The sequence below is a fragment of the Cognatishimia activa genome, from assembly GCF_026016445.1.
Taxonomy (GTDB): domain Bacteria; phylum Pseudomonadota; class Alphaproteobacteria; order Rhodobacterales; family Rhodobacteraceae; genus Cognatishimia; species Cognatishimia activa_B.
Genome location: NZ_CP096147.1, coordinates 2,230,717 through 2,249,025 on the forward strand (window position 1 = coordinate 2,230,717; position 18,309 = coordinate 2,249,025).

18 protein-coding genes are annotated in these 18,309 nt (G+C 54.6%); 8 read left to right on the forward strand and 10 right to left on the reverse strand.

The features are described 5' to 3' along the window. Positions 1-39: 39 nt before the first annotated feature. The 5 genes from M0D42_RS11140 to M0D42_RS11160 all read left to right on the forward strand — a co-directional run bounded on the left by M0D42_RS11140 (position 40) and on the right by M0D42_RS11160 (position 5,434). On the forward strand, positions 40-1,596 hold the full coding sequence (locus M0D42_RS11140) for an ABC transporter ATP-binding protein (RefSeq protein ID WP_265021143.1): 1,557 nt from the start codon (positions 40-42) through the stop codon (positions 1,594-1,596). Next, positions 1,596-2,693, forward strand: coding sequence for an ABC transporter permease (locus tag M0D42_RS11145; protein WP_265018683.1), 1,098 nt, complete (start codon positions 1,596-1,598; stop codon positions 2,691-2,693). Before M0D42_RS11140 ends, M0D42_RS11145 begins: the two co-directional genes overlap by 1 nt. Continuing rightward, positions 2,693-3,658, forward strand: coding sequence for an ABC transporter permease (locus M0D42_RS11150; RefSeq protein WP_265018684.1), 966 nt, complete (start codon positions 2,693-2,695; stop codon positions 3,656-3,658). The genes M0D42_RS11145 and M0D42_RS11150 overlap by 1 nt, the downstream gene beginning before the upstream one ends. An 86-nt stretch (positions 3,659-3,744) precedes the next feature. Beyond that, positions 3,745-4,662 carry a sulfite exporter TauE/SafE family protein gene (locus tag M0D42_RS11155; protein ID WP_265018685.1) on the forward strand — a complete coding sequence of 306 codons (918 nt, stop codon included), beginning with the start codon at positions 3,745-3,747 and terminating at the stop codon, positions 4,660-4,662. 1 nt (position 4,663) lies between these two features. Then, positions 4,664-5,434 carry a TIGR02186 family protein gene (locus M0D42_RS11160; RefSeq protein WP_265018686.1) on the forward strand — a complete coding sequence of 257 codons (771 nt, stop codon included), beginning with the start codon at positions 4,664-4,666 and terminating at the stop codon, positions 5,432-5,434. A gap of 15 nt (positions 5,435-5,449) precedes the next feature. Here the strand turns inward: M0D42_RS11160 and M0D42_RS11165 are convergent, their stop codons facing one another. The 4 genes from M0D42_RS11165 to ccrA form a co-directional block, all read right to left on the reverse strand. After that, the gene (locus M0D42_RS11165) at positions 5,450-6,184 is read right to left on the reverse strand and encodes an SDR family oxidoreductase (RefSeq protein ID WP_265018687.1); all 735 of its coding nucleotides are present in this window, start codon (positions 6,182-6,184) and stop codon (positions 5,450-5,452) included. Next, positions 6,181-7,716 (reverse strand): ATP-dependent DNA helicase, encoded by a 1,536-nt coding sequence (locus M0D42_RS11170; RefSeq protein WP_265018688.1) that lies wholly within the window; start codon positions 7,714-7,716, stop codon positions 6,181-6,183. Before M0D42_RS11170 ends, M0D42_RS11165 begins: the two co-directional genes overlap by 4 nt. A 55-nt stretch (positions 7,717-7,771) precedes the next feature. After that, positions 7,772-7,957, reverse strand: a complete 186-nt coding sequence (locus M0D42_RS11175) for a hypothetical protein (RefSeq protein ID WP_265018689.1) — start codon at positions 7,955-7,957, stop codon at positions 7,772-7,774. A 196-nt stretch (positions 7,958-8,153) separates the two neighbouring features. Then, positions 8,154-9,437, reverse strand: a complete 1,284-nt coding sequence (ccrA, locus tag M0D42_RS11180; protein ID WP_265018690.1) for a crotonyl-CoA carboxylase/reductase — start codon at positions 9,435-9,437, stop codon at positions 8,154-8,156. A gap of 393 nt (positions 9,438-9,830) precedes the next feature. On the opposite strand from ccrA, the gene M0D42_RS11185 reads away from it, so the two are divergent. Together M0D42_RS11185 and M0D42_RS11190 are read left to right on the forward strand one after the other, a co-directional pair. Beyond that, the gene (locus M0D42_RS11185) at positions 9,831-11,798 is read left to right on the forward strand and encodes a protein meaA (protein ID WP_265018691.1); all 1,968 of its coding nucleotides are present in this window, start codon (positions 9,831-9,833) and stop codon (positions 11,796-11,798) included. A gap of 54 nt (positions 11,799-11,852) precedes the next feature. Further along, a complete protein-coding gene (locus M0D42_RS11190) occupies positions 11,853-12,140 on the forward strand; it encodes an acylphosphatase (protein ID WP_265018692.1) in 288 nt (95 codons plus the stop codon). Here M0D42_RS11190 and M0D42_RS11195 read toward each other — a convergent pair. Beyond that, on the reverse strand, positions 12,134-12,670 hold the full coding sequence (locus M0D42_RS11195) for a DUF4329 domain-containing protein (RefSeq protein WP_265018693.1): 537 nt from the start codon (positions 12,668-12,670) through the stop codon (positions 12,134-12,136). The two genes, M0D42_RS11190 and M0D42_RS11195, sit on opposite strands and share 7 nt — an antisense overlap. 51 nt (positions 12,671-12,721) lie before the next feature. Between M0D42_RS11195 and deoD the strand changes: the two genes are divergently transcribed. After that, positions 12,722-13,426, forward strand: a complete 705-nt coding sequence (deoD, locus tag M0D42_RS11200) for a purine-nucleoside phosphorylase (RefSeq protein ID WP_265018694.1) — start codon at positions 12,722-12,724, stop codon at positions 13,424-13,426. A 309-nt stretch (positions 13,427-13,735) separates the two neighbouring features. On the opposite strand, the gene M0D42_RS11205 is transcribed toward deoD, so the two are convergent. The 5 genes from M0D42_RS11205 to sdhC form a co-directional block, all read right to left on the reverse strand. Next, on the reverse strand, positions 13,736-14,515 hold the full coding sequence (locus tag M0D42_RS11205; RefSeq protein WP_265018695.1) for a succinate dehydrogenase iron-sulfur subunit: 780 nt from the start codon (positions 14,513-14,515) through the stop codon (positions 13,736-13,738). 92 nt (positions 14,516-14,607) lie between these two features. Then, positions 14,608-15,486 (reverse strand): hypothetical protein, encoded by an 879-nt coding sequence (locus tag M0D42_RS11210; RefSeq protein WP_265018696.1) that lies wholly within the window; start codon positions 15,484-15,486, stop codon positions 14,608-14,610. A gap of 6 nt (positions 15,487-15,492) precedes the next feature. Then, a complete protein-coding gene (gene sdhA / locus M0D42_RS11215) occupies positions 15,493-17,301 on the reverse strand; it encodes a succinate dehydrogenase flavoprotein subunit (protein ID WP_265018697.1) in 1,809 nt (602 codons plus the stop codon). 24 nt (positions 17,302-17,325) lie between these two features. Next, positions 17,326-17,697: a succinate dehydrogenase, hydrophobic membrane anchor protein gene (gene sdhD, locus M0D42_RS11220; protein WP_265018698.1), complete on the reverse strand. Its 372-nt coding sequence runs from the start codon at positions 17,695-17,697 to the stop codon at positions 17,326-17,328. A 12-nt stretch (positions 17,698-17,709) separates the two neighbouring features. Beyond that, a complete protein-coding gene (gene sdhC / locus M0D42_RS11225) occupies positions 17,710-18,093 on the reverse strand; it encodes a succinate dehydrogenase, cytochrome b556 subunit (protein WP_265018699.1) in 384 nt (127 codons plus the stop codon). Between the last annotated feature and the right edge of the window lie 216 nt (positions 18,094-18,309).

Genomic DNA, 18,309 nt, shown 5'->3' on the forward strand with positions numbered 1-18,309 from the left:
CCTCACATGACGGATACTATTGATACGGGGCGGCCAGAAATGGCCGCCCCTACCGCTGGCACTCCTTTGGCGCTTGAGCTGAAGGGCATTTCCAAAGCTTTTGGGCCTGTACAGGCCAACAAAGACATTTCGATCTCGGTCCGTCCAGGCACGATCCACGGTATTATCGGGGAAAACGGTGCCGGAAAATCGACTTTGATGTCGATCCTCTATGGATTCTACAAAGCCGATTCAGGCGAGATCTATATTCGGGGTCAGAAAACCAGCATCCCCGACAGCCAAGCCGCGATTTCAGCTGGCATTGGCATGGTCTTCCAGCACTTTAAGCTGGTCGAGAATTTCACAGTTCTTGAGAACATCATCCTTGGTGCCGAAGACGGTGCGTTGTTGCGCCCCTCGCTTGCAAAGGCGCGAAAAGAACTGAAACAACTCGCTGAAGAATACGAGCTGAACGTCGATCCAGATGCGATGATCGAAGATCTCAGCGTAGGTCACCAGCAAAGGGTTGAGATCCTGAAGGCGCTCTATCGCCAAGCGGATATCCTCATTCTGGACGAACCAACTGGCGTTCTAACACCAGCCGAAGCAGACCAACTGTTCCGAATTCTGGATCGCCTGCGGGCTGAAGGTAAAACCATCATTCTGATCACGCACAAACTGCGCGAAATCATGGAATACACTGACACGGTGAGCGTAATGCGCCGAGGTCAGATGACCGCGACCGTCAAAACCTCTGATACCTCGCCCGAAGGATTGGCAGAGCTGATGGTGGGTCGCAAGGTTCTCTTACAGGTCGACAAAACGCCCGCAGAGCCGGGTGAGGAAATCCTGAAAATCCAAAACCTGCGAGTTGTGGATGAAAGCGGTGTTGAGCGTGTCAAAGGCATAGACCTGACTGTCCGTGCAGGTGAAATCGTCGGTATTGCGGGCGTTGCCGGTAACGGTCAATCCGAACTGCTTGAGGTTCTGGGCGGCTTCCAAGACGCAACGGGCTCTGTACAAGTCAACGGCCAGGAACTGCCGCTATCGGGCCAGGGGGCCGACGGCCAAGCGCGCCGTGCGGCAGGTATCGCGCATGTTCCAGAGGACCGTCAAAAAGAAGGTCTGATCATGGAGTTCTCCGCCTGGGAGAACTCTGTCTTCGGTTATCACCACGAGCCCGAATACCAAAACGGCATCCTGATGGATAACAAAGGCATCCTCGCAAAGGCTGCCGACCAGATGGAGCGCTTTGACGTCCGTCCTCCGCATCCGCATTTGGCGGCCAAGAACTTCTCTGGAGGTAACCAGCAGAAAATCGTTGTGGCCCGCGAAATCGAACGCAATCCGGATGTCCTACTGATCGGCCAGCCGACCCGAGGTGTGGACATTGGCGCGATCGAATTCATCCACCAGCAAATCGTGAACCTGCGCGATCAGGGCAAAGCGATCCTTCTGGTCAGTGTTGAACTGGAAGAAGTCCTGTCTCTGGCAGATCGTGTGGCCGTGATGTTTGACGGTCAGATCATGGGCGAACGAGCAGCTGCTGATACCGATGAGAAAGAACTGGGCCTTCTGATGGCCGGTGTCTCTGGCAAAGATGAGGAGACAGTCTAATGGGTAAAATGCCACTTTGGGCCGACGCCATTCTCGTGCCTTTAATCAGCCTGCTTCTGGCAGCTTTCTTCAGCGCAATTGTTATCTTGGGCATCGGTGAGAACCCGGTTGAAGCATTCAACCTTATGGTCGACGGGGCGCTGAAACGCTCCGCAGGCTGGGGCTATACGCTTTATTACACCACAAATTATATCTTCACTGGCCTTGCTGTTGCCGTCGCCTTTCATGCCCGGCTCTTTAACATTGGCGGTGAAGGTCAGGCCATGATTGGTGGCGTGGGTGTTGCGCTTGTTTGCCTCTATATTCCTTGGCCGCATTGGACTCTTGCGATTATCGGCGCTTCTACAGCCGCAGCGCTCTTTGGTGCAGCATGGGCCTTTATTCCAGCTTACTTGCAGGCCAAGCGCGGTAGCCACATCGTGATCACCACGATCATGTTCAACTATATTGCCTTTTCGGTGCTTGGGTACCTGCTGGTTGAAGTCCTGCGCCCAACGGGCCAGATGGACCCGGCCTCCGCGAGCTTCCCGGAAGCGACGCACCTGCCGAACTTCCACGAAATGTTCGCCCCAGAAGGCTCCCGCATGTTCCGGGGCGCACCGGCAAACGTGACCTTCTTCCTGTCTCTGTTGGCCTGTGTTTTTGTCTGGGTACTGATCTGGAAAACACGTCTGGGTTATGACATCCGCAGCTTTGGTTTCTCTGAAACGGCTGCGAAATATGCCGGTACGTCTCCAGTTCGTATCACTGTGATCGCGATGCTGATCTCCGGCGCCCTGGCAGGCATGATGTCTGTAAACACTACATTGGGTGAAAGCGAACGCCTGATCCTGAACTCCACCGAAGGTGCGGGTTTTGTCGGGATCGCCGTAGCTCTCATGGGACGCAACCACCCAATTGGTATTCTGATGGCAGCGCTCTTGTTTGGCTTCCTTGCTCAAGGTGGCGCGGAACTGGCGCTTTGGACTGACATCCCGCGTGAGCTGATCGTTGTGATCCAGGCCTTGGTGATCCTCTTCACAGGGGCGCTGGATAATATGGTGCGTATGCCGCTTGAACGTCTGTTCCTAAGCTTCAGCCGGAAGGAGAACGCATAATGGATTTCCTGACACTCCTTCAGGTTCTGGACAGTTCTGTTCGTCTGGCTGTGCCTTTGCTCTTGGCCTGCCTTGCTGGTCTCTACTCTGAACGCGCAGGTATCTTTGACATCGGCCTAGAAGGCAAAATGCTGGCGGCAGCCTTTGCAGCAGGCGCATTTGCGGCGGTCAGCGGCTCTGTCTGGGTCGGCCTTATTGCTGGTATTGGCGCCTCTATGATCCTATCGCTGCTACACGGTGTTGCGTCGATTACGTTCCGGGGCAATCAATTGATCTCTGGTGTGGCAATCAACATGTTGGCAGCCGGGATGACCGTCTTGATCGCACAGGATTGGTTCCAACAAGGTGGACGTACACCGTCTTTGTTGACCGAAGGCCGTATGAGCCCGATCAACTTGCCGTTCGCTGACATGTTTGAAAGCATCCCTCTCTTTGGTCCCACCTACAGCGAGTTGATCTCTGGTCACAGCTTGATCGTCTATGTGGCTTTTGCCTTTGTGCCTCTCACGTGGTGGATTCTGTATCGCACAAGGTTTGGTCTTCGCCTGCGGGCCGTAGGTGAGAACCCCGCGTCTGTAGACACAGCCGGTGTCTCTGTGATCCGCCTGCGTTTCACCGCTGTGCTAATCTGTGGCGCACTCTGTGGCGTAGCGGGCGCTTATCTGGCGACCGGTCTGCAAGCGGGCTTTATCAAGGACATGACAGCAGGTCGTGGCTTTATCGCGCTTGCGGCTTTGATCTTTGCGAAGTGGCGTCCCTGGTATGCGCTTTGGGCCTGCCTGCTCTTTGGCCTGCTACAAGCCCTCGCCGTGCGATTCCAAAGCATTGAGATCGGCGGCGTGGTGATTCCCGTACAGCTCATGGAAGCTCTCCCATTCATCCTTACCGTTGTGATTTTGGCCGGTTTTGTGGGCAGAGCGATCCCTCCACGGGCTGGCGGCGAGCCTTATGTGAAAGAACGGTAAGTCCAGTTCAAAAAAACTATGCAACCGGGCCGTCAAAATGACGCAGCCCGGTTGTGTTTTTTAAAAAGCAGGCGCTATGTGGCGCCATGCAAATCTATCTCCCGATCGCAGAAGTTTCTGTAAACGCTTTCCTCCTTCTCGGACTGGGCGGCCTTGTGGGCGTTCTCTCCGGCATGTTTGGGGTTGGCGGCGGATTCCTCATGACCCCGCTCTTGTTCTTTATTGGCATTCCACCGGCTGTGGCCGTGGCAACAGAAGCCAATCAAATCGTCGCTTCTTCTTTCTCTGGCGTGCTTGCGCACTTCAAAAGGCGAACGGTGGACTTGAGGATGGGGACGGTCTTGCTGATCGGTGGTCTCACCGGTGCGGCACTGGGCGTGTTCATCTTCAACTACTTAAAATCGCTCGGCCAAGTCGATCTGTTGGTTAAGCTTTGCTACGTGGTCTTCCTAGGCATCATCGGCAGTTTGATGTTTGTTGAAAGCCTGAACGCGATCCGCAAATCACGCAAACAAACTGGTCCGATCAAGCGCAAGAAACACACTTGGGTGCATGGTCTTCCGTTCAAAATGCGGTTCCGTGTTTCCGGACTTTATATCTCTGTGATCCCTCCCCTGCTCGTCGGTGTCTTTGTCGGCATCCTCTCAGCCATCATGGGTGTTGGCGGTGGCTTCATCATGGTGCCTGCGATGATCTATCTGCTGGGCATGCCAACCAAAGTTGTTGTCGGCACCTCGCTTTTTCAGATCATCTTTGTGACGGCTTTCACGACACTGTTGCACGCCACAACAAACCACACTGTGGACATGGCATTGGCCGTTCTGCTGCTCGTGGGTGGCGTGATTGGAGCACAGTTCGGTGCAGTCATCGGTGCAAAACTGAAGGCCGAACAGCTACGAATTTTGCTGGCCATGATGGTGATCGCGGTCTGCCTGAAACTGGCGTTGGATTTGCTGATCATGCCAAGCGAGCTCTACTCGCTCGGTGCCGCGGGAGGTCACTAAGATGTTGCGTTCTATCCTTATCGCACTTTGCTTTATGCTCCCATTGTCAGCGCAGGCTGAAGAAGAAGTCGTCCTTGGCCTCAGTCAAAATCGCGTCGCAATTACCGCGAATTTCGATGGCTCTGAAATCCTTGTCTTCGGCGCAGTCAAACGTGAGGCCGCCATCCCGGATGGAGATCCACTTGAAGTCGTTGTCACGGTTTCTGGCCCTTCTGAACCAATCACAGTACGCCGGAAAGAAAAACGGTTCGGTATTTGGGTGAACACGGATAGCGTAACCATAGATGCGGCGCCTAGCTTCTATGCAGTTGCATCAAGCGGCCCGCTGCAAGATATCCTTGCGAAGCATGAAGACATTTTGCATCGCGTCTCAATCGAAAATGCTATCGACTCGATTGCCGCGCGCTTCCGGCAACCAGAGGCCCCTCGATTTGCCGAAGCTATCGCCCGCATTCGCACAGACAACGGACTCTATTCTGTGCATGAAGGTGCCGTGCAAGTAGAAGAACAAACCTTGTTCCGAACGTCCATTGCCATGCCTGCAAACCTAACGGAAGGCGACTACAGCACGCGGGTTTTTCTAACGCGTGGAGGCCTGGTTATTTCAGAATACGAGACCACGATTGACGTTCGCAAGGTTGGGTTGGAGCGTTTTCTCTTTAACCTGTCGCGCCAGCAGCCCCTGGTTTACGGCCTTCTGTCATTGGCCATTGCAATCATCGCAGGCTGGGGCGCATCGGCCTTCTTCAGATTTGTGCGTCAGGGCGCGTAATACGCGCCCTGCCCTTTACCCACGGCCGATATAGGGCATCTTGGTTGCCATGACGGTCATGAACTGAACATTGGCCTCTGCAGGCAACTCCGCCATATGTAGAACAAGGCGCGCCGCATCGTTCACATCCATCATTGGCATGAGCTTCGCGTTTGGGTCTTCTGCCAAGGCACGGGCATTGAGATCATCCACCATTTCCGTTCGCGCATTGCCAATATCGATCTGCCCACAGGCGATATCGTGCTCTCTACCATCCAAAGAGATACTACGCGTCATCCCAGTGATTGCGTGTTTGCTGGTTGTGTAACACACCGATTCCGCACGGGGGCTGTGAGCTGAGAGGGAGCCGTTGTTGATGATGCGCCCCCCCTTGGGATGTTGATCCCGCATCTGGCGAAACGCCAATTGCGCCGCAATGAACATGCCCCGAACGTTCACGTTAAGCACATTGTCAAAGTCATCCAGATCAACTTCATCAATGCTCGCACTTGGCCCAAAGCTCCCGGCATTGTTGAACAGAGCATCCAGACGTCCTGTCAAATCAAGGAACTTGTCAAAGGCCGCCTGCATCCCAACTGCGTCAGTCACATCAACAGGCAACGGAATGGCCGCTTTGTTCTTGGCCGCAATGTCAGCCAGACGATCTCCGCGGCGGGCGATCAGTCCAACTTTCCAGCCTTGCTCAAGAAAAGCCTCTGCCGTCGCGCGCCCAATGCCTGAACTCGCGCCGGTGACGATGATGCTCTTCATGTTTGTTCCTCCAAGGTCAGGGGCGCTGGCGCGACCCTCAAGTCTTCTGTCTGCAGTGGCCCCGTCGGTTTCGCCAAACGGTTGCGCACCACCCAATAAAGGCGCTCTTGCGCGCGAGTGATCGCCACATAAGCCAGACGTTTCCACAAAGGCTGGCCGGCTTCAACCCGCCCCATGCGCGCGGCCACAAACAGGTCGGGTGCAAAGACCTGCACATTCTCCCACTGGCTGCCCTGTGCCTTATGAATAGTCACAGCCGCCCCGTGCAGAAAGGCCGCGCCCATCCTCGCAGCATAAGGAATGAACGGTTCTTCTTCGTCAGGCTTTTCGATTTTCACAATCGAGGCCGCTGAAACCTGAGGGTCTTCTGCGCCCATCACATGCAGGCGAGAGAAACCAGGTTTTCGTCCCGGTCCCAGATAGATTACCTGAGCCCCCTTGATGAGCCCTCGGGCTTCAAGATCAAGGCGCTTCTTGCGGTGTTTCATCGGCAACTCGATACCGTCGCAGATCAGCGGCTCCCCCTCAAGAAGATCATCCTCTGGCGCGCCATGGACATGACGAAATGCGTTGATCAATCGAATGCGGGTATTATTGCGCCAGACCAAAACCGGTGAACGCGCCATCAGATCCACTTCGACCCGCTGTGACCAGACGACACGGTCATCGTTTCGAGCCTTTTCTTCAATCATGCGCTCGAAATCTTCAAACCCCATTTGCGGGTCGGCCAAAGCATGGGCCAAATCAAGGATCGGGTTGTCAGCATCCTGACGGTGTATGCGGCTGAGTGAGAATTTTGACTGTTCTGGAAGCTTGTCAAAAACCATCGACCCCGATTGGTTTACCGGTGCCAGCTGGGCTGGATCGCCAAACACAACAAGCGTTGAAAAAATCTCTTTCAAATCATCAAATTGACGATCATCCAACATAGAGCCTTCATCGACAAACCCGATATCAAGGGGCTCATCCCGTCGTTTCCATCCCGTAATGAAATCCGATCCACGCAGCCCCGCCGCAGCTAAAGCCCCTGGGATGGATTTATGTAGCTGATAGAAGGCATGAGCGCGGTCCAGCGCCTCTTCTGTCAATCCTTCGATCTCCGGCTTCTCGCCGTTCTCAGCAAGCCATTCCGCGATCTTTTCGTATTCCGGGTCATAGACGGGGCTGTAGAGAATACGGTGGATCGTCGTCGCAGGTACACCACGCATGCGAAGAACGCTGGCAGCTTTGTTCGTCGGTGCCAAAATTGCCAGAGTTCGGCGATCCAGCGCTTTCTTGCTTTCGTAGTCGCCAGAAACAATCGAAACGCCTGCTTCCTTCAGGGCATTCACCAGTTCGGCAAGCAAAAGCGTCTTACCAGATCCGGCCTTCCCCATCACTGCTGCCACCGCAGATGCGCTGCTTTTCGGAGGCATCAGCAGGCTGTCGTCCAGATCGACACCAGCCCCTTTCAGGATGGCGGAAATCTGGTCAAAGGCATCCGCCTGATCGTGGGAAAGGGTCACTGCCCCCTTGGGCACGGGCTTCGTCATGAGCGGACCCTACAGGCGGCAAGATCAAAGTGCCAGCACTGGTTGCCCCAATCCTCTAATGAGGTCGATGACTTCCGTTCTCTGCCGCGAGACACTCGGCCTCCTGCTCTTCTTTGGCCGCAATTTCAATGGCGGCAATGAGCTTTAGCTCCGCAAGCTCCGTGGCCAAAGTTTGCATGTTATTGGCTGAAGAAAACGTTTCCAGATCTGCTATCACGTCGATCATCCAGTCATATTTCATCTCTGCACTCAAACCTTTCGGTATATGGCGGACTGGGTTTAATCAGGGCGCACACGACAACAAGGCGGCGTTTGGAGGCAGGTCTCCGAACATCAGCCATGCCGCTGTGAATAGCAGCGAAACGGTTTCTCAAACGTAAACCGCCAGCGGGCCGAAGCGCGCTGGCGGTCATAAATTTCAAGCTTTCGCGCCGAATTTAACCGGCGTCGAGAACCTCTTGCAGAGTGCGCAGACCGGTCTTCGGAGCCTGAACCAGAACAGACATGTTCCCTGGTTTGTGCTCGTTGCGGTACATTTTCATGTGCGCCTCTGGGATTTCGTCCCAAGTGAATGTCTCAGACAGGAACGGCTCAATGCGACGCTCGATCATCATCTGGTTCGCTGCGGCTGCTTGCTTGAGGTGCGCGAAGTGTGAACCCTGCAGGCGCTTCTGGTGCATCCATGTATAACGAACGTCGAAGGTCAGGTTGTAGCCGGTGGTACCCGCGCAGATCACAACCATGCCGCCTTTCTTACAAACCAGGTTGGACACTGGGAATGTGGTCTCACCTGGGTGTTCGAAGACGATGTCTACGTTGTTGCCTTTACCAGTGATGTCCCAGATCGCCTTGCCGAAACGGCGCGCTTCCTTGAACCACTCATTGTACTCCGGTGTGTTCACGGTTGGCAGCTGACCCCAGCAAGTGAAGTCCTTGCGGTTGATCACGCCTTTCGCGCCCAGAGACATAACGAAGTCACGTTTGCTTTCGTCAGAAATCACACCAATCGCGTTTGCACCGGCTGCTTTGATCAGCTGGATCGCGTAGGTGCCCAGACCACCGGATGCGCCCCAAACCAGAACGTTCATGCCCGGCTTCAGCTCATGTGGAGGGTGGCCAAAGAGCATGCGGTATGCGGTCGCCAGAGTCAGGGTGTAGCATGCGCTTTCTTCCCAAGTCTGGTGTGTTGGACGACGCAGCAGCTGCTGTGCCTGTACGTTGGTGAATTGAGCAAAGGAACCGTCTGGTGTCTCATAGCCCCAGATGCGCTGGCTATTGGAATACATTGGGTCGCCGCCGTTGCATTCCTCATCGTCACCATCGTCCTGGTTACAGTGGATGACAACTTCGTCGCCCACTTTCCAGTTCTTAACTTTCTCACCAACGGCCCAAACGATACCGGACGCATCGGAACCCGCGATGTGGTAATCCGCGCCGTGGCCGTCAAATGGAGAGATCGGTTTGCCAAGGCCCGCCCAAACGCCGTTGTAGTTCACACCTGCAGACATAACGAGAACCAGAACTTCGTGCGCGTCCAGCTTTGGAACGTCAACCACTTCTACCTTGAAGGACTCGTCAGGTGTACCGTGACGTTCACGACGGATTGTCCAAGCATACATCTGCTTTGGGACATAACCCATCGGAGGGATTTCCCCCAGTTCATAGAGATCTTTTTCCGGTGCGTCGTACTGAAGAACGCTGTTTTCAGAATCCAGAGCCATTTTCGCCTCCTGGTTAAAAGTTTCGCCGCGACGCAGAATCGCGTTTCTGAGGTAGAGATAGATTCTTGCGCGAAACATTGCAATACTTTCCACTCCACTTCGGTAATTTTATAACCCAGCAACCGCAGAAACGTGGCGTCACATCTAAAAATCCAACCCAGCATCAAATTATATTTATTATTTGCAATGCCTTAGCAAGATTTCACGCGAATTGAGCGATTGAAATTGATCGCATTTTACACGAAGAACTTCACGAATTTCTGCTTATATTGTAGATTTTTCGCTCATTTCTTGCGTTTTTGCCGCGCTGCGGCGAATTGACAAGTGCGAAAAATTCCGCGTAATTACACAGCAACGAAATATTATTGCCGAGCCACCGAAAGAGGACCGCCAATGTCGCAAGTGCAGAAAGACCGCCCCTGGCTGATCCGGACCTATGCGGGTCACTCCACCGCTAAGGCCTCCAACGCTTTGTATCGCGCGAACCTTGCGAAGGGTCAGACGGGTCTTTCCGTGGCTTTCGATCTACCCACTCAAACCGGCTACGACAGTGACCACGTTTTGGCACGTGGTGAGGTTGGTAAAGTGGGTGTACCTGTATGCCACTTGGGTGACATGCGGACGCTGTTTGACGAGATCCCGCTCGAGCAAATGAATACCTCGATGACAATCAACGCCACCGCGCCTTGGTTGCTGTCGCTTTATATCGCTGTCGCCGAGGAGCAAGGCGCGGATGTCACCAAACTGCAAGGCACGGTACAAAACGACCTAATCAAAGAATACCTGAGCCGCGGCACATATGTGTGCCCGCCAAAACCAAGCCTGAAGATGATCGGCGATGTGGCAGAATACTGCTACACGAATGTTCCAAAATGGAACCCGATGAACGTCTGTTCCTATCACCTGCAAGAAGCAGGCGCGACGCCGGAACAGGAACTCTCTTTTGCTCTTGCGACGGCCATCGCTGTTCTTGATGAGTTAAAGCCACGTGTACCAGCAGAGGATTTCCCTGCCCTTTGCGGTCGGATTTCCTTTTTTGTGAACGCGGGCATCCGCTTCGTCACCGAGATGTGCAAAATGCGTGCCTTTGTGGAGCTGTGGGATGAAATCCTGCAGGAACGCTACGGCGTAGAGAACCCAAAGTTCCGTCGTTTCCGCTATGGCGTTCAGGTGAACTCCCTGGGCCTGACCGAGCAACAGCCTGAAAACAACGTGTATCGCATCCTGATCGAGATGCTGGCCGTGACCCTGTCTAAACGTGCGCGCGCCCGTGCGGTGCAGTTGCCAGCATGGAACGAAGCGCTTGGCCTTCCGCGTCCATGGGATCAGCAATGGTCCATGCGGATGCAACAGATCATGGCCTATGAAACGGACCTGCTGGAGTACGATGATCTCTTTGACAACAACCCAGCAGTCGACCGCAAAGTGGCAGAACTCAAAGAAGGTGCGCGCCATGAGTTGGCGAACTTGGAATCCATGGACGGAGCGATCGGCGCCATCGACTATATGAAAGGCCGCTTGGTTGAATCCAACGCCGACCGCCTGAACCGCATTGAGGCGGGTGAAGTCGTCGTGGTTGGCGTAAACAAGTGGCAACAAGGCGAGGTCTCCCCGCTGATGACCGGCGATGGCGGCATCATGGTGGTGGATCCCGCTGTAGAACAAGAACAGGTGTCGCGCCTGAAAGAATGGCGCGCGTCTCGTGATGCCGCAGCTGTCGAGGCAGCTCTTGCAGAGCTGCGCGAAGCAGCCGCCACCGGTGCCAATGTCATGCCAGCCTCGATCAAAGCAGCCAAAGCGGGTGTCACCACCGGTGAATGGGCTGCGCAAATGCGTCAGGTCCATGGCGAATACCGTGGCCCAACCGGCGTTTCTGGCAGCCAGTCGAACAAGACCGAGGGTCTGGATGATCTACGTAACGCGGTGGATATGGTCAGCGACAAGCTGGGACGCCGTCTGAAGTTCGTGATCGGCAAGCCGGGTCTGGATGGACACTCCAACGGTGCCGAACAAATCGCCTTCCGTGCCCGCGACTGCGGCATGGACATCACCTATGATGGCATCCGCCTAACGCCCGAAGAGATCGTGAAAACCGCGCTGGAAGAAGAGGCCCACGTGGTTGGTCTTTCCATCCTATCAGGCTCTCATATCCCACTCGTGGAAGAGCTGGTGCAGCGGATGAAAGACGCGGGCCTTTCTGAGACACCTGTTATCGTCGGCGGCATTATCCCAGACGATGACGCAGAGCGTTTGTTGGCGATGGGCGTTTCCCGCGTTTACACGCCAAAAGACTTTGAGCTGAACACCATCATGCATGACATTGTGGTGCTAGCAGACCCCGCTCCGATCGCGGCTGAATAAGCAGATTTGCCAAAATCCATCCTCCCTGCCAGAATTGGGCCGGGAGGATGTCTTATGTCAGTATCAGTGGATGCCCGTGTCACGGGCCGCGTTCAAGGTGTCGCCTATCGCCATTGGGCCAAATCGCGCGCGGATGCACTTGGGCTGAACGGCTGGGTGCGTAATGATGTGTCAGGCGCCGTAATTGCCCATCTTGAGGGCGAGAAAAAGCTGGTTCATCAAATGGTTGAGGAAATGTGGTCGGGCCCCGGAGCCGCTTCAGTTCGTGACGTGCAATATCGCACCAATAGCAAAGGCCTTGCGGCAGACACACCACTCAGCCGCTTTGAAATACGCTACTGATCACCATCATACCAAGTGACCAATTCGTCATAGGTGTAGCTCTCTCGAATATCTGCATCAGGTTCAGGTTCATACCCCTCTGCCTGGATCAGACAGCCTGCGCCACAAACCAGTGAAATCGTCATATCCTCGGTATCGATATACCAAAGGCGCCCACCCGGCGTGGCAACATATCCGTCAATCCCTTCCGCCTCATCGCTTTCAATATCGTCAACACTTGGCACCTCATAGCCATCATGGCCCTCATATCCGCCATGTGTGTGGTATGAGGCGATGATCACTTCAATATTGCGTGGATCACGCGGCGTGCAGCTGGATTTCCGGCCTTTACGCGCTTTGGAAGCGACCAGCTCTCCGTCGTCATCGAACCCGATGTATCCGCAATACTCGCGATTTCTGGCCAATGAGCCCGGTTGGATTTCCTGAAACACCTTCTTGATCAGCGCAATTTCGTCTTTTGGCCCAGCAAAAACAGGGGCTGCCGCAAAAACAAGACCAGAGCAAATCAGATTGCGGAGATGCTTGCGCATGACTACTTTCCCTCATCAAATACACTGCGAAATAAGCACAGGGGTTACACCATGACAATTCATATCGGCGCACAGCCCGGCGACATTGCGGAAACAGTTCTCCTTCCTGGTGACCCGTACCGTGCCAAATGGGCCGCAGAGACTTTTCTTGAGGATGTGAAATGCATCAACGAAGTTCGCGGTATGCTGGGCTTCACCGGCACGTGGAAAGGCAACCGTGTGACCATACATGGGTCTGGCATGGGCATGCCAAGCCTATCCATCTACGTGAATGAGCTGATCAAAGACTATGGCGCAAAGACACTGATCCGCATCGGCTCCTGTGGTGGCATGCAAAAAAAGGTGAATGTGCGCGATGTCTTGTTGGCGATGACAGCCACATCCGTCTCTACCCCTTCACGTGGTATCTTCAAAGAAATCAACTTCGCTCCTTGTGCGGACTATGACCTTCTGCGCGCGGCCGCGGATGCTGCCGCTGCGAAGGGCACGCCAACGCATGTAGGGGGCATATACTCCAGTGATGTCTTCTATGACGAGCGCCCAGACCTTAATGAACAAATGACGCGCCACGGCATCCTTGGGGTCGAAATGGAAGCGGCTGAGCTTTATAATCTTGCAGCCCGCTACGACTGCCGCGCATTGGCCGTACTAACGGTCTCAGACCACCTCATCACCGGTGAGGCGCTTCCCAGTGATCAACGCGAGAAATCCTTCGGTGACATGGTCGAAATCGCACTCGAAGCGGCTTTTAGCTAAAGCTTCTTACAGACCCTAGGCGGCTTTCCATCGGCGGAAAAATCCTCTGCCCCGCAGGCCATGCATTTGTAAAACGTCTCACCATCTCTGTTGAAGCTACGGTCCATACGCCAGCGGCACCCACGAGTTTTGCGATTGCTCATCACGGCGATGAGGACAAAGGCCAGGACCAAACCGATCACTATATGCATGGCACACCTGTCAAACAAAAAGGGACGGTTAACCGCCCCTTTTCTTTTTGGTAAAATACCTCGGGGGTGATCGAAAGCATCGCTTTCGATCTTGAGGGCAGCGCCCCCTTCACGGTCGTTAAACCGCGCGTTCCACCATCATCTTTTTGATATGCGCGATGGCTTTCGCCGGGTTCAAACCCTTCGGGCAGGTTTTTGCGCAGTTCATGATGGTGTGGCAGCGGTAAAGCTTAAACGGATCTTCCAAAGCATCCAGACGCTCACCGGTCGCCTCATCGCGGCTGTCAATCAGCCAGCGGTAAGCGTGCAGCAGCGCCGCTGGGCCGAGGTAACGATCACCATTCCACCAATAGCTTGGGCATGAAGTGGAGCAAGAGGCGCACATCACACACTCATAAAGACCATCAAGCTTCTTGCGGTCTTCGATGGATTGCTTCCATTCTTTCGCTGGACGGTTTGTCTTGGTTTCCAGCCACGGCATGATCGATGCGTGCTGCGCGTAGAAGTGCGTAAGGTCTGGGATCAAATCTTTCACAACTTCCATATGCGGAAGTGGATAGATCTTCACGGTGCCTTTGACTTCATCGATGCCATAGATACAGGCCAAAGTGTTGATCCCGTCGATGTTCATCGCACAGGAGCCACAAATACCTTCGCGGCAGGAGCGGCGGAATGTCAGCGTTGGATCAATCTCGTTTTTGATCTTGATCAGCGCGTCCAGGATCATCGGGCCGCAGTTGTCCATATCGACGAAATAGGTGTCGACAGATGGGTTTTTGCCGTCATCGGGGTTCCAGCGGTAAATCTGGAACTTCCGCAGATTTTTCGCGCCGGCTGGTTTTGGCCAGGTTTTCCCGGTTGTGATACGCGAGTTCTTTGGGAGCGCAAATTCGACCATTGCGTCTTCTCCTTACTTGCCTGGCGCGCAAATCGCGCGCGGGGTGGATTCTGCACGGGCTGGGCCTGCGCGTTGAGTGGAACGCAAATGGGTCATGAATCCCCCACCTGCACGATATAGGGAAACTGCGCCTGTTCAACGTAGTTCGCCAAAAGTTCGGCGTCCTTAGGCATCAATTTCTGCATGAGTTTCACGAGGCCAGCATCTTGGCTGGCCGCGAGGAGAACGATTTGAAAAGAGGCATCATTGGCCATTTCAAGCCAGCGGCTCTGCGCTGTGAGGTCTTCTGCGCGGACCGCGTCCTTCTGAAAAGATGACCCACCACCGTAGGGTTGCACAATACCCAGCGTGTTGTCTTTGCACGGCAACCCAAGCGCTTGCAGCACCTTCTCGCGATAGACCGGACGTGCCATCCAGCGATCATAGTTCACCGGCACCAGACCCAGAGGTTTGGCCTGGGTGATCAGCTCCAGCATGTCGCGATATTTATCCAAGGCCACCATCATGATGCGCAGACACACAAGGGTGTCGAGCTCGTCATTTGCCTGAATTTTCCGCAGCAAAGATGCCGCCCAGTTCATGAAGTCCCGATAGAATAAAACTTCATGGGTGACATCAGAGTCTGCCAGATCCGGTGTCAGACCCGCAGCCATATCGTCTGGATCGGGTGAGAAGTCTTCATAAGACACAATCACCAAAGCACCGTCGCCCGCGACTTTGGTCACTGGACCAATCGGCTCACCTTTGGTGATGCTTGCGCGCTTGCCATTCAGTTCAATGGAGCGCCAAGTCCGCCGCGCAGGGCGCCCAACGGAACAGTTGTTCAGAAACACCGATCCGTTTTCAGCATTGCGCAGAAGCCAGTTGATGATGGCGTGGTTACCGGAACGGCGCATCCCATAGGTCCGCAGGATCACACCCGGCTGAAAGCCGAGCGCGTCTGCAAGGGATTTTTGCGCCGCTTCTGCCATCACTGTTTAGAAGGTCCGTGCCTTTGGCGCGATCTTCTTCAGCTCGATGCCGCCATCTTCCTCTTTGGTCAGAGGGTCCAGCACAACGTTACGATAGCTCAGTTCCACCTTGTTACCATCAATGCGGCTGATGGTGTGAACGCGCCAGTTTTCGTCATCACGATCAGGGAAGTCCTCATGGGCGTGCGCACCACGAGATTCCTGACGTGCTTCAGCACCGTGGATTGTGCCCAAGGCGTTTGGCATCAGGTTGGTCAGCTCCAATGTCTCCATCAGATCAGAGTTCCAAACCAGCGACGTATCGGTGACTTTCAGGTCGTCCATTTTCGCCGCGATGTCGGTCATCTTCTCGACGCCCTCTTTCATGGTTTTGGCTGTCCGGAAGACCGCCGCGTCAGCCTGCATCGCTTTCTGCATTTCCAGACGCAGATCAGCGGTTGGAATGCCACCTTTCGCGTAGCGCAGGTTGTCAAAGCGCTCGAATGCCGCATCCACAGACGCTTGGTTCAGCTTTGGATTTGGCGCGTCAGCGTCGACAACTTTACCTGCACGGATCGCAGAGGCGCGACCGAAGACCACGAGGTCGATCAGAGAGTTGGAGCCCAGACGGTTTGCACCGTGAACAGAGGCACAACCCGCTTCACCCACGGCCATCAGACCCGGAACAACGGCGTTCTGGTCTTCTTCAGTTGGATTCAGCACTTCGCCCCAATAGTTGGTTGGAATGCCGCCCATGTTGTAGTGCACGGTCGGGATAACCGGGATCGGCTCCTTGGTCACGTCTACACCTGCGAAGATTTTCGCAGATTCAGAAATGCCAGGTAAACGCTCCGCCAGTGCTTCTGGTGGCAGGTGGTTCAGGTTCAGGAAGATGTGATCCCCATCCGCACCCACACCACGGCCTTCGCGGATTTCCATGGTCATAGAACGGGAAACATAGTCACGAGGGGCTAGATCTTTATAGGTCGGTGCGTAACGCTCCATAAAGCGCTCGCCTTCGGAGTTGGTCAGGTAACCACCTTCACCGCGCGCACCCTCTGTGATCAGGCAGCCAGATCCGTAGATGCCGGTTGGGTGGAACTGCACGAACTCCAAGTCCTGCATTGGCAGACCCGCACGGGCCACCATGCCACCACCGTCACCCGTACAGGTGTGCGCAGAGGTTGCGGAGAAGTAAGCACGGCCATAACCGCCAGTCGCCAGAACAACCATCTTGGCATTGAAGACGTGCATGGTGCCGTCATCGAGCTTCCAGCAGACAACACCCTGACATTGGCCATCCTCGGACATGATCAGGTCGATCGCGAAATATTCTACAAAGAATTCCGCGTTGTTTTTCAGGGACTGACCGTAAAGCGTGTGCAGGATCGCGTGACCAGTCCGGTCAGCGGCCGCACAGGTACGCTGTACTGGAGGACCTTCACCATACTCAGTGGTGTGACCACCGAATGGGCGCTGGTAGATTTTACCTTCTTCCGTACGGGAGAAAGGCACACCGTAGTGCTCAAGCTCGTAAACCGCCTTTGGCGCTTCGCGGGCGAGGTATTCCATCGCATCGGTATCGCCTAGCCAGTCAGAACCCTTCACGGTGTCATACATGTGCCATTCCCAGCTGTCCGGGCCCATATTGGACAAGGACGCCGCGATACCGCCTTGCGCGGCAACGGTGTGGGAACGGGTTGGGAAAACTTTGGTTACGCAGGCAGTGCGCAGGCCTTGCTCTGCCATGCCCAGCGTTGCGCGCAGACCAGCACCGCCAGCACCAACAACCACCACGTCGTATTCGTGGGTTTCGTATTCATATGCGTTTGTCATTGTTCTTATTCCTTGGCGCTCGAATTACAGAGCGATCTTTGCAAGGGCGAAAAGACCCGCTGCAATCACCGCGTAAGAGAATGCCTCTGCTGCAATCAGCGTCAGCTTCTGAGCAATCCCGTGCATGTAGTCTTCGATGGCCGCTTGTGCTTCGCGCATCAGGTGGAGCATCAGAACCACCAAGCTCAGGCCGGTGAAGATGGCTGGGAATGGGCGGCTGAAATACTCGGTGACTTCGTCGTGGCTTTCACCAAGACCACCACCAATCATCAGAATGAATACCGGAACGATGAAAACCAGCGCGATCGAGCTTGCGATCATCTGCCAATGGTGATGTGTGCCTTCGCGGCCAGAACCTGCACCCTGTGCGCGTTTGCGGTCAGTCAAAAATGCCATTCTGAAATCTCCTTAAACCACAATCGCTGTCAGCACGGCGAGAACAGTTGCCCCGATGAACATCGCAGCACCCAGCTTTTCACTGATCTCAACTTCCAGGCAGTAGCCGAAGTCCCAAATCACGTGACGAAGACGGCCCAGCATGTGGTAGTAGAGCGCCCAGGCGGCTCCGAACATCACAAGGTTGCCAATCCAACTCGTCAGAAGACCATCCACAGCCGCGAACGCCGCTTCGGAGGATGCTGCTGAAATAAGCCATGCAACGACCAGCACTGCGAGGAAAAACGATGCAATCCCTGTGACACGGACCATGATTGAAGACATGGAGGTCATTTGCGGACGGTAGATCGTTAGGTGGGGCGAAAGCGGTCGATTACCGCGGTTCACGTCTGCCATTCTGAGTCCTTTCCGGTTCCTTGCGTTTCTTACTACAGAATTTTCGCTCTCTGTCACCTTTCAGAACCCCAAAAACCTGTGATTTTTTGGTAGATTCGACGGTTTGCGCAAACAAGTCGCACCATTGTGATCACACGATCAAGCTCTGTGATCACAAATCAGCCCCCATCATATTAAATGAGCGGGAAAATACCATTTGCGTCAATACATCGTCAG